This window comes from Paraburkholderia sp. RL17-337-BIB-A (assembly GCF_046025895.1).
GTDB lineage: Bacteria > Pseudomonadota > Gammaproteobacteria > Burkholderiales > Burkholderiaceae > Paraburkholderia > Paraburkholderia fungorum_C.
This window is the reverse complement of sequence record NZ_JARESY010000003.1, coordinates 1,366,052-1,377,313: the sequence shown is the minus strand read 5'-3', so window position 1 is coordinate 1,377,313 and position 11,262 is coordinate 1,366,052. Positions and strand designations below refer to the sequence as shown.

The following is an 11,262-nucleotide window of genomic DNA, read 5'->3' as shown; positions in this document are numbered from 1 at the left end:
GTTTGCCATGACGTTTTCCATCGTCGCGCGCTGTGCGCGGACCGGCGCGTTGGGCGTGGCGGTCAGTACGGCGGTGCCGGCGGTCGGCGCGATGTGCATGTATCTGCGCACCGACGTAGGTGCGGTGTCGACGCAATCCTGGGTCAATCCGTATCTCGCGCTCGATGCGCTCGACTTGCTCGCTCAGGGCGTGAGCGCCGAACAGGCGCTCGCGCGGGTACTGAATGACGATGCCGCCGCGGATCTGCGGCAGCTCGGCATTGTGGATCGCAACGGTCAAAGCGCGTGCTGGACCGGTTCGCGATGTACGGGCTGGGCGGGGCAGCGTAGTGGCACGTCCTGTACGATTCAGGGCAACATGTTGACCGGCGCCGGGACACTCGATGCGATGCTCGCCGCGTATGAGGCGAGTGATGAGTTCGCACTGGAGGAGCGCCTGATGCGCGTGCTCGAAGCGGGACAAGCCGCCGGCGGCGACAAGCGCGGCCGCCAGTCGGCGGCGCTCAAGGTGGTGCGCAACGAGGCATATGCCCACCTCGATTTGCGGGTCGACGAACATCACGAGCCGGTTGCCGAATTGCGGCGCGTGTTCGAGGTGGCGCAGCGGCAGTTCGTCCCGTTCGTCGAAGGGATGCCCACCCGTGGCGATCCCGGCCGTGCACCGCTGGCCGCCGTGACCGAGTTGCTGTTGACGCCACCCCAATCGAGGCCGGGTGCAACCGAGCCGTTGAGTGCCGACGTGCGGGTGCTCGGCCGCTGGCTCGGCGTCGAGTTCGCTGCAGAGCGCGTGGCGCACAACCTCGCCACCTACGCGCCGATCCTCGCGGAGATTAACAAGTTACGAGAGCTCGATCTGTCAGAAGTGCACCCGGTGGTCGTGTTCGATCCGGCGCGCGCTTATGCGGGACCTTCCATCAAGGGCGAAGCATGAACGACGATCTCACCGCCATCGCCGCGAGCATTGCAGCGGGCGAGGTTTCGCCGGCCGACGTCATGGACGCGCTGCTCACGCGCATCGCCGCGCTCGATCCGCAAGTGCTGGCTTATGAATGTCTTAACCCGGCCGCGCGCGCCGAAGCCGAGCAATGCACGGAGGAACTGAAGCGCGGTATGCGGCGCGGTCCGCTGCATGGTGTGCCGATTGCGATCAAGGACAACTACCTGACGGCCGGCATGCCGACCACGGCAGGCAGCCGTGCGCCGGGCTATACGTTCGCGAACGAAGACGCAGCCGCGGTTGCGCGCCTGCGGGCGGCCGGCGCGATAGTGATCGGCAAGACCCGCACGCACGAGTTCGCGTGGGGCACGGAGACGCCGCCCACTCGCAATCCGTGGGATCCCTCGCGCATTCCCGGCGGATCGAGCGGCGGCTCGGGCGCGGCGCTGGCCGCGCGCATGGCCTACGGCGCGCTCGGATCGGACACGGGCGGCTCGATTCGCATTCCGGCGAGTCTGTGCGGCGTAGTGGGCCTGAAGCCGACGTTCGGTCGCGTCAGCCGCGCGGGGATCGTGCCGCATAGTTGGTCGCTCGATCATGCGGGGCCGTTGACGCTGTCGGTGCGCGACGCGGCGCTGCTGCTCAACGTGCTCGCCGGACACGATCCGCGCGACGCCGGCAGCGCCGACGTACCGGTGCCGGATTACACCGCGTCGCTGGATGGCGGCATAGCGGGCATGCGCATCGGCGTGTGCCGCAATCACTTCTTCGGCGCCAACGAGGCGGAAGTAGAGGCGCAAGTCGAGCGCGCCGTTGCAGCGCTCGCCGCACTCGGCGCGCAGGTGATCGACTTCGAGGTGCCCAATCTGCAATACGGGTTGGGTGCGATCTTCGCAATCGAACTCGCGTCGTCGAGCGCGTATCACGATCGCGGCCTGCAGCGCGGCGCGGCCGCCGCGATGGCCGACGACGTGCGTACGCTCGTAGAGATCGGCCGCATGGTGTCGGCGTCGGACTATCTGAAGGCCGAGCAGTTGCGCGCGTGCCTGATCGACGATTTCAAGGCGGTATTCGAGCGCGTCGACGTTGTCGTGACGCCCGCGTCGCCGGTTACCGCGTGGCGGCGTGGACAGGCGACGGTGGTGACTGGGGGGATGGAAGAGAGCCCCCTCGCGGCGTCATGGCGTCTTACCTATCCATTCAACCTGACGGGTTTGCCGGCGCTGTCCCTGCCATGCGGCTTCGATTCGCGCGGCTTGCCGATCGGCCTGCAGATCGCCGGCCGACCGTTCGACGAGGCCACGATTCTGCGCGTAGCCGCGTCCTATGAAAGCGTGCACCGGTGGGACGCGGTGCGCTCCCCGATTGCGCGGAGTGTGCAGCCATGACGACAGGTAACGAGAGTAAGGTGACGGTGGCGTGCGTGCAGATGTGCCCGGAGGTGGGGGCCAAGGTGCGCAACGTGGCGCATTCGATCGAACTGATCGAGCAGGCGCATGCGCGCGGCGCGAACCTGATCGTGCTGCCGGAGTTATGCAATTCCGGTTATGTATTCGAGTCGCGTGAAGAAGCGTTCGCGCTGTCCGAACCCTTGGCGGACGGTGACACGATAGGGCAATGGAGCACGCTTGCCGCGCGTCTAGGCGTCACGCTGGTGGCCGGATATGCTGAACGCGACAGCGATACACTCTACAACTCGGCGGCTGTGATCGGTCCGGGAGGTGTACTGGGCGGCTATCGAAAAATGCATTTGTGGGGTGACGAGAACCTCTTTTTCGAGCCGGGCAACCTCGGCATGCCTGTGTTTCATACGCCGTTTGGCCGGGTGGCTTGCGCGATCTGTTATGACATCTGGTTTCCTGAAATTTTCCGGATGGCGGCGGCAAAGGGCGCCGATATCCTATGCGTGCCGACCAACTGGGTGCCGATGCCTGCGCAGCCGGCCGAGCTGCCCGCGATGGCGAATCTGCTGGCGATGGGCGGCGCGCATTCGAACGGACTGTTCGTGGCCGCGGCGGACCGGGTCGGCGTGGAACGCGACCAGCCGTTTCTTGGACGCAGCCTGATTGTCGACTCGCAAGGTTGGCCGGCGGCGGGTCCTGCCAGTCCAACGGACGAAGAAATTCTGATGGCGTCGGTGAATCTGGCCGACGCGCGCCGGCACCGGCAATTGAACGCGTTTAATCACGTATTGCGGGACCGCCGTCCTGATATCTACTGAGACGGGCAGTCAATCGTAAGCTTTCGCCCCTCCCTGCGCTTATACGTCCGTATAGGCGGGGTACGCTAACGCGGCATTGGCATATTCAACCGTAGAGTAGATTCGCCCTCGGGCTCGACCTAATCTTCTCTCATCGCTACACGCTCGCTGTTACACCAGCGAAAAGCTCGCGGTTCGCCCCCCGACGACATGACGCTTCCGGATGCCCGCCCGCCGATTTCCCCTTTTAGCGTCTTCAAGGAATCATCGTGTCACATCCTCTTCATAGCTGGATCCACATCCGCAGCAACTCATATGACGAGTACACGATCGTGCCGTGGCTTGGCAGGACTGTTTATCGCCGTACGGTCGACTTCTCCTCAGAATGCATGCAATAGCTGCACAATCAGAAACTGTTTGATCGCTAGCTTTGTTCAACTACTGTTTCACTCTCTCCTGAAGCGGGGCACGATCTTGAACGCTGAACACAATGCAACTTTGGACATGCCGTCAGAAAATGGGGCCTGTCATGCGCCTGCTTGCACAGCTCTGCCATCAATCTACCATCCGTCATCGTATCGCACGGGCCACCTCGCTTCGGCGCCCACGAGCCGTGTCCCGCTCCCGCGCCTTGACGTTGCGCCTTATCGGGGACGTACGTCAAGCGAGGTGATCCGGTCTACCGTCCGCGAATTCGCGGGCGAGTCATTCCACTCAACCGCGATGCAATGATTCTGGCCAGCGAGCTGATCAAGGCCCACACAAGCGCCTGAGACGCGCTGGCGTAGGCGGTACGCTCTTCGGTCTGGCTCCGGCAGCCTTTACATGCAACTAGTGTTCCGTCCCAGAAATAACTTTGCATAGCCGGGCCACTTTCTGGAGAATGGAATCGGCTGTTGCGGTCCATACGAAGGGCCGCTTGTGCTGGTTGTACTGCTCGGTATAACGTTCGATGCTGGCAATGAGCTGGCGCACGTTTCTGAATGACCCACGACGGATCGCCTGTTGCGTAATCAGGCCAAACCAGCGTTCAACCTGATTCAGCCAGCTCGAGTAGGTCGGCGTGAAATGCATGTGGTAGCGCGTATGCCTGGCGAGCCACGCCCAGACCCTCGGATGCTTGTGAGTCGCGTAGTTGTCGACGACCAGATGCACGTCGAGATCGGCCGGCACCACCTGGTCAATATGCCTGAGGAACGCCAGGAATTCCTGATGCCGGTGGCGTGGCTTGCATTGAGCAATGACTTCGCCCGTCGCTGCATTGAGCGCAGCGAATAAGGTTGTGGTGCCATGCCGGACGTAATCATGCGTCACGCCTTCGAGATAGCCCAGCCCCATCGGCAGCATCGGCTGCGTGCGCTCCAGCGCCTGACACTGGCTCTTCTCGTCGACGCACAGCACCATGGCGTTGGTGGGCGGGCTTAGGTACAGCCCGACAATATCGCGCACCTTCTCGACGAAGAATGAATCGGTAGACAGCTTGAAGCTCTTTGAACGATGGGGCTGTATACCGAACAGCGACAGATACCGGGCAACCGAACTCTTCGAAATCCCTGTCTGCGCGGCCGCAGAACGCACGCTCCAGTGCGTTGCCCCGTCCGGCTTCTCATGCAACACCCTGGCCAGTAATTCCGCGACCGCCTCGTCGTCATGTGTGCGTGGTCGGCCTGGGCGAGCTTCATCATGCAGACCCGCAAGCCCCTGAGCGACAAACCGCTTCTTCCAGTGCGTGATCGCCGGTGGCGTCACTTCGCACTGCATCGCAATTTCCTTGGTCGTGCAACCGTCAGCGGCCATCAGGACGATCTTTGCCCGACGCACCAGAGAATGAGGCAACGAACGCGAGCGACACATGGACAGCAACTGTTCTCGCTCCAGTTCCGACACCACAACCTCGATCCCCTTGCGTCCCATGATCGCCTCCTGTTCATCACGACTCGATCATAGAACAATCCAAATTTACGTAAAGTTATTTCTGGGACGGAACACTAGATAACGTCGCTGAAACGTTGTCAGCGGAATGAGCCGCGGCCTACTTTGTTGAAAAGACAACGGCCGCCATGTCGGCAACCTGCGTGAAGCTTCGGACAAGACGATAGACCTGACCGTCAACCTGCACCGTGTTCGCTCCCGATGAAGTCGACTCAAGGATGTCGTTTGCGACCCGGGTTGCAATCGTGCCAATCTGCATCAGGTCCTCACGTGGACCCGTTGGGTCGCCCAAATATACGGTACAGACACCGTCGGTGGGTCGCATCGTCACGATGCTTGTCGCGCTGTCCAAAGCCCGCTCCAGGTAGCCGGCGAGGATTCGCAGCTCTTCCGGTATCTGGTCGTGAGGGCCGTCCAATACATCGTTGCCATTCGTCACCTTGGCCTCCTTCGCGAGATGGGCCATGTGACCGCCCCGGTGTTCTTCCACTCTCCATCATGACACGGGAGATGTGTCAGAGACCAGGAACTCCGACATTGCCAAGGTCAATTTTCGGTCGCCCACAAGTCGGCCCTGCCGTACCGGCGGCCCCAAAGCCACACCCTGGTCATCAGTTCTACAGAAACAGTTTATTACTGGTGCACCAGCTGTCGGCCGCATGTGCACGAACTGTTTCCGTGCGCCGCGTGCGACTTGTCCGATTCTGCAGCGACGATGGCGACGTCGGGCGTGAAGCCGGATTCGGCGGAAGGGGTCGGCCTGGCATCCGTTGGCTACGACTCATGTAAACGCAACTAACCGTCAAAAAACCGCAGCGTGGCCAGCCAACATTCAGGCCGGGTTTTACAGCGAAGGGGCTCATAGGGTCTTCGTAACGCTCAGTAATGCAAAATAAGGCGATGTGATACTTGCGCCACTACTGCCGCGCATGGGTAAGCTTCATTTGCATGCATGCATGCAGGCAGGCGCAGCAACCTGGAATGATGGAACAGCAAGAGGCGTTGCCTGGAGAGCGTGCCAATAACGTCGCGCAAGTGCGAATCACGGGGGCGCTCGTGTGTGCGGTCGTGCTATGGCTGGCTCTCTACACCTCTGACGCCAGGCCTCCCGCGCCCGGCTCCTGCAAATCCCCACCGTTCGGGCGCTCCCTCATGGTCGTTCTCACCGACGTGAGCCGAAAGCCGCATCGAGCTGACGGGCACGTTTTACTTCGTCACCCTGCAGATAGACTGAGGTCGTTGCGATCGATGCGTGACGCAGGTTGTCGCGAACGGTCGTCAGCTCTGCGCCGCGGGCAAGCGCGTGCGTGGCATGCGTGTGGCGCATCCAGTGCGGACTCGCACGCCGCAGCTTCTCCGCGAGCGGTGGGTGATCGGCTTCGATGAGGCCGGCTGGCGTTGTCAGGTTGTTGGGGTCGTCGCGTAAGATGGCGCGATGAAGAAATCAAAATCGCTGTATCACGGTCACCGTTTCCCCGCTGGTGTTATCAGTTGCGCCGTGCGTTGGTATTGATATGACTTTGCGTGTCAATCGCGAAATTGGTTTCCAGGTTGCATCGACGCATGAATTTCCTGAGGGCGGCGCAGCAGTAAGTCTCGACGGTGGATCACACTGACATCCGCGGGTTGGATACCGCATTACAGAGGTCCGCCTCATGAGCCTGCCGCTAACTTCCGCCGCAAGTTGGTGATGCCCGTTGCGTAATACCATCGCGGGTTGCTCGGATGCCGGGCTGCGCCGCCTTCAGGAAACTCCTTCCGTTGTTCGGGAAATCACACACAGGCCGCGGGCGGTTTGCTGCGAGGTATTGCAAGCGCCATGGCCAGTCGACTGATGTCCCAGATGAACGCCGCCAGTTCGCGGGCAATAGCCACGACCGTGATGTTGATGGGCTTGCCTCGCGCGGTCAGCCGGCGGAATCGTCGGCACAGCCGCACCTGGGCGTCCCAGGCGCGGTCGATGATGGCCTTGGGCAGACCTTCGAGACGGGCCTGGATTTCCGGACTGACGCGGGCAGGATGGCGGTAACTCCAGGCCGCTTCGACCAGCAGTCTTCGGGCGTAGCTGTTGCCGGTTTTGGTAATGCTGCCCTGGCGGCGTTTGCCTCCCGATGAATGCTCGGATGGCGTTACGCCGAGCCAGGCCATCAGCTGACGCGGGTGTTCGAAGCGGGACAGGTCGCCCACTTCTGAAATCATCCCGACGGCGGTAACGAACTGGACGCCCCGCATGGCCTGCAGGGCCAGCACTACCGGATAGAAGCGCCAGGAGATCACCGCTTCGCGTACGGCTGTTTCGAGACGGGCGCACTGCGCAAGCCGGTCCTCGATCGTGCGCCGGTGTTCGTCAAAGGCAAGGTGCTGCCAGGCGCTGGGAAACGAACAGCGGCCCAGCCAGCGACGGTGCGCCTCGCCCCAGTTTGCGCTACCGGTATAACGGACGCCATGCGCGAGCAGGAACGACTTCAGTCGATGCCGTGCACGTCGCAGATCCTCGCGGGCAGCCGCCCACGCGCGGGCGAGATCCCGGAATGCCTCGTCTTCAATGCCGGGCACGTACACGGCCGACAGGTCGTCGGCGCGCAGCGAGCGCGCCAGCTTGATGGCATCACGCCGGTCGGTCTTTACGCGCTCGCCCGGCTTGCGCGGGATCAGTGAAGGTGCGCAGACCATGCAGTCGAAGCCCTTCTGGACGAGCTGACGGTACAGCCCGTAACCACATGGACCTGCCTCGTACACGACGCGCACGTGCGGCGCCTTGGATTGCAGGCGTGTGCACAGGCGATCGATGTCGGCCCCGGTCGTACCGGTCTTGCCCAGCAGCTCGATCTCGCCCGCGTCGATCGCGTAGGCGACCGTGATCGAGTCCTTGTGAAGATCCAGTCCAACGTACACCGTGCTATCGTTTCGCATGCTGGCCTCCGTGGAGGAAATCGCCGGGGCATGGCCCAGTCCACGCCCGTGCGGCTCTGACAGCAATGCTAACCCGCGTTCAGTTTCCCCACGGCGGGCCAGCCCTTGCCTCACGCAAAGTCATACTGCCTTTCGCTTCCAGTTGAGCTTGCGCGACATTGAGGAGTTGCTCTTCGAGCGCGGCGTGGTCGTGACGTACGAGACGATCCGATGCTGGTGCGACAAATTCGGTGCAGGCTTTGCTCACCGCGTGAAAGCGGCCCGACGCAAGACAGGCAGCACCTGGCATCTCGACGAGATGTTTGTGACGCTGCGCGGGGAGCCTTACTTGCTTTGGCGGGCGGTTGATGAACATGGCGCCGCGCTCGACGTCCTGTTGCAGAAGCGACGCGACAAGGCCGTCGCCAAACGCTTCTTCAAGCACCTGCTTCGTTCGTGTCCGGTGCCACGCAAAATCGTCACCGACCAGCTGCGCAGCTACCCGGCCGCGAAGGCGGACATCCGCGAACTGGCCAACGTCAAGCATGTGTTCGTTAAGGCCGCCGCCCGGTTAAACAACCGAGCCGAGAACAGTCATCAGCCCACGCGCGAACGTGAGCGTCGCATGCGGGGCTTTCGTGAGCGCAAACGCACGCAGGCATTTCTATCGAGCTTTGGTCCGATCCGGCAGCACTTCGCGCTCAAGCGACATCTGCTGCGTGCTTCGCTGTACCGCAAACAACTCAGCGAACGCTTTGCCGCGTGGCATCGATTCACTGAGCTCACCCAAAATCCGTCGACTGGTTTCTGAGCGATTGCCAGTTATCCTGAAGTCCGCCTGAATACGGCAAGTTGACAAAGCCGCTGCGAGCACTGTTATCCCTTTCCTGCAAAGGTGATTTCGCCGCAGCGGGCTTCTGCCTTCGCCTGCCACACCCGTATCATTCCGGACATGTAACTGCGACCCCGCAGGATGCATATGAACACCCGCGAAGCCGGAAGAAGGAAGTTGAAAGAATGCACGCAGATCGCGCTCTGCTGTCGTCACGACACGAGCTGCGTTGCAGAAGAACACTCCCGCGAAGACTCGCGGCCATATAGACGCGCCACGGGGGGGCTGCGTGGGCGGAGTGGCTGGCGTGGCCTGCTATGGCCTCGTCGGCAAACTAACCCCGCCGATTTCTGCGTCTGGGAGTGTGTTTCTTTCCCGCCCCGCACTGCATGTTTCCGGCGACCAGCAGGTACAAGCGCAGTGAGCGCGCTACCTGCAGTCAAGCTCCGCCATAACTCGCCCCGGCCGAGCCACGTACTTTTCTAACCCTGTCGTTTCCGGCGTCTTCATCTCAACCGTTTCGGTTCCTCGGATCGCTTTTAGCTGAATCTGCCAGTTCATCGCGCCAGCAAACATGTCGAACCTGCGTGCCAAGGTAGAGAGTCTCCCGAACCCGGATCGACATTCAGCAAATCATGGGATGCGGCAACACATCACATTCAATCAAACGCCAATTCTGAAGGCAGACGCTTCCCGCCACCGGTCGACAATCGTCATGATTCTCATGTCCGTTGCATTCGCTTCCTGCGCGGTGCGGGCCCTCTGGATTCAGGTTATCGATAACAAGTTCTACCAGAAGGAGGGCGCGTCACGAGTTGAACATGTCATTGATGTTCATTCGGAGCGCGGAAAGATACTGGACCGAAACGGCATGCTGCTGGCGACGAATGTTCCGGTGAGATCCGTCTGGGCCGATCCGAAGGCAATTCCGGACGACCTTGAACCCGGAAAACTTGCAATGCTGGGCCGCCTGCTCGACATGCCGGAGCAACAGATCAACGCCCAGATCGACAGTGACAAGACGTTTGTCTATCTCAAGCACCAGGTGCCGCTTGGCATTGCTGGCGAAATCAAGGCACTGGACATCCCGGGCATCTACCAGATTCCGGAGTACAAGCGCCTGTACCCGGAAGGCGAGGTCGCCGCGCAACTGGTCGGCTTTGGCGGCATTGCCGGTGGCGGCGAAGACGGCGTCGAGCTTGCGCAGGACGTGAAGCTGAAGTCCGTGGACGGTACCAGGTTGGCCATCCGCGATAGAGTCGGGCACGTAGTTGAATATCTTGGCGACATAACCGAGCCGCATCCCGGCACCGACATCCAGCTCGCGCTGAACGGCAGCATCCAGTACAGCGCCTTCAACGCCTTGCGATCGGCTGTGACCAGTAGCAATGCGGAAAGCGGTTCGGCAATCGTTGTTGACGGCCACACCGGTGAAGTTCTGGCTCTCGCGAATTATCCGAGCTATGACCCGAACGACCGGTCCGCGCTGCGCGGTCCCGCATTGCGCAACCGGGCGGTGACGGACGTATTCGAACCGGGTTCGATAATGAAGCCATTTACCGTGTCGCTCGCTCTCGACCTCCGCCGGCTTATGCCAGATTCGCTCGTTGAGACAAACCGGACCTTCTCGCTGGACGGAGCTACCATCACCGACGACGCAAACTTCGGCACCTTGACAGTGGCGGGCGTGATCCAGAAGTCGAGCAATATCGGTGCGACGAAGATAGCGCTGACGATGAAGCCTGAAGAAATGTGGAATATGTACACTGCGCTGGGCTACGGCCAATCCCCGGACCTCGGGTTTCCGGGCGCGGGTGTTGGTATCGTGAGACCGTGGCGGAAGTGGCATCGCATCGACCAGGCGACGATGTCATACGGTTACGGTGTGTCCGTCTCTCTCGTTCAGCTCGCTCACGCTTACACCGTCTTCGCGAACAATGGCAGACTCGTGCCGCTTTCGCTCTACAAGACGGACGAAGCATCGATCACAGGTACGCAGATTTTTACGCAACGTACAAGTGATGAAGTCAGGGCCATGCTGGAGAGTGTGGTCGCAAAAGGCGGCACCGCCCCTCAGGCCCAAGTCCCTGGATACAGCGTCGGTGGCAAGACGGGAACGGCATACACCGCCGCTCGCCATGGCTATGAGAGGAACACCTATCGCGCCTCGTTTGTTGGGATTATTCCGATCAGGAACCCAAGACTTGTGATCGCTGTCTCGGTCGACAAGCCTAAAGGTGCCAGGCACTATGGCGGTGACGTTTCAGGCCCTGTATTCGCTGAAATCGCGCAGGCGGCCATGCGAGCGCTGGATGTCGAGCCGGACGAACCGATAGTCGGCACAGCCAAAACCCTGCGATGAAGCGGCGCGCGGGCGCCATTCTGTGGATAGGTACATCTTGCGCGGCTCCAACTCGCTTCACATCACCGATGGCAGTGCAAAGGGCTTTGTCACGTTAAATTGTCGCG

The 11,262-nt window shown here is 61.4% G+C and carries 7 protein-coding genes and 4 pseudogenes; 7 read left to right on the top strand and 4 right to left on the bottom strand.

Translation table 11 applies throughout. The annotated features are described in order from the left end of the window. Nucleotides 1-7: 7 nt before the first annotated feature. From P0D84_RS44690 to P0D84_RS44675, 4 genes and pseudogenes are all read left to right on the top strand, one after another. The gene (locus tag P0D84_RS44690) at nucleotides 8-931 is read left to right on the top strand and encodes a DUF1028 domain-containing protein (RefSeq protein WP_408349456.1); all 924 of its coding nucleotides are present in this window, start codon (nucleotides 8-10) and stop codon (nucleotides 929-931) included. Then, nucleotides 928-2,325 (top strand): amidase, encoded by a 1,398-nt coding sequence (locus P0D84_RS44685; RefSeq protein ID WP_408349453.1) that lies wholly within the window; start codon nucleotides 928-930, stop codon nucleotides 2,323-2,325. Before P0D84_RS44690 ends, P0D84_RS44685 begins: the two co-directional genes overlap by 4 nt. Next, on the top strand, nucleotides 2,322-3,158 hold the full coding sequence (locus P0D84_RS44680; protein WP_408349450.1) for a nitrilase family protein: 837 nt from the start codon (nucleotides 2,322-2,324) through the stop codon (nucleotides 3,156-3,158). The genes P0D84_RS44685 and P0D84_RS44680 overlap by 4 nt, the downstream gene beginning before the upstream one ends. Before the next feature lie 626 nt (nucleotides 3,159-3,784). Beyond that, nucleotides 3,785-3,910: pseudogene (locus P0D84_RS44675) on the top strand (DUF3331 domain-containing protein); the annotation flags it as partial. A gap of 58 nt (nucleotides 3,911-3,968) precedes the next feature. On the opposite strand, the gene P0D84_RS44670 reads toward P0D84_RS44675, so the two are convergent. The 3 genes and pseudogenes from P0D84_RS44670 to P0D84_RS44660 all read right to left on the bottom strand — a co-directional run. After that, nucleotides 3,969-5,051: an IS630 family transposase gene (locus P0D84_RS44670; protein ID WP_408349447.1), complete on the bottom strand. Its 1,083-nt coding sequence runs from the start codon at nucleotides 5,049-5,051 to the stop codon at nucleotides 3,969-3,971. Between the two features lie 118 nt (nucleotides 5,052-5,169). Next, nucleotides 5,170-5,535: a hypothetical protein gene (locus P0D84_RS44665; protein ID WP_408349444.1), complete on the bottom strand. Its 366-nt coding sequence runs from the start codon at nucleotides 5,533-5,535 to the stop codon at nucleotides 5,170-5,172. A gap of 696 nt (nucleotides 5,536-6,231) precedes the next feature. After that, nucleotides 6,232-6,471 (bottom strand): annotated as a pseudogene (locus P0D84_RS44660) (tyrosine-type recombinase/integrase); the annotation flags it as partial. Between the two features lie 33 nt (nucleotides 6,472-6,504). Here P0D84_RS44660 and P0D84_RS44655 point away from each other — a divergent pair. After that, nucleotides 6,505-6,579: pseudogene (locus P0D84_RS44655) on the top strand (IS6 family transposase); the annotation flags it as partial. Between the two features lie 263 nt (nucleotides 6,580-6,842). Here the strand turns inward: P0D84_RS44655 and P0D84_RS44650 are convergent. Beyond that, nucleotides 6,843-7,982 (bottom strand): IS110 family RNA-guided transposase, encoded by a 1,140-nt coding sequence (locus P0D84_RS44650; RefSeq protein WP_408348031.1) that lies wholly within the window; start codon nucleotides 7,980-7,982, stop codon nucleotides 6,843-6,845. 130 nt (nucleotides 7,983-8,112) lie between these two features. Between P0D84_RS44650 and P0D84_RS44645 the strand changes: the two are divergent. Further along, nucleotides 8,113-8,772: pseudogene (locus P0D84_RS44645) on the top strand (IS6 family transposase); the annotation flags it as partial. A gap of 661 nt (nucleotides 8,773-9,433) precedes the next feature. Further along, nucleotides 9,434-11,155 (top strand): peptidoglycan D,D-transpeptidase FtsI family protein, encoded by a 1,722-nt coding sequence (locus P0D84_RS44640; RefSeq protein ID WP_408349441.1) that lies wholly within the window; start codon nucleotides 9,434-9,436, stop codon nucleotides 11,153-11,155. Nucleotides 11,156-11,262 lie beyond the last annotated feature (107 nt).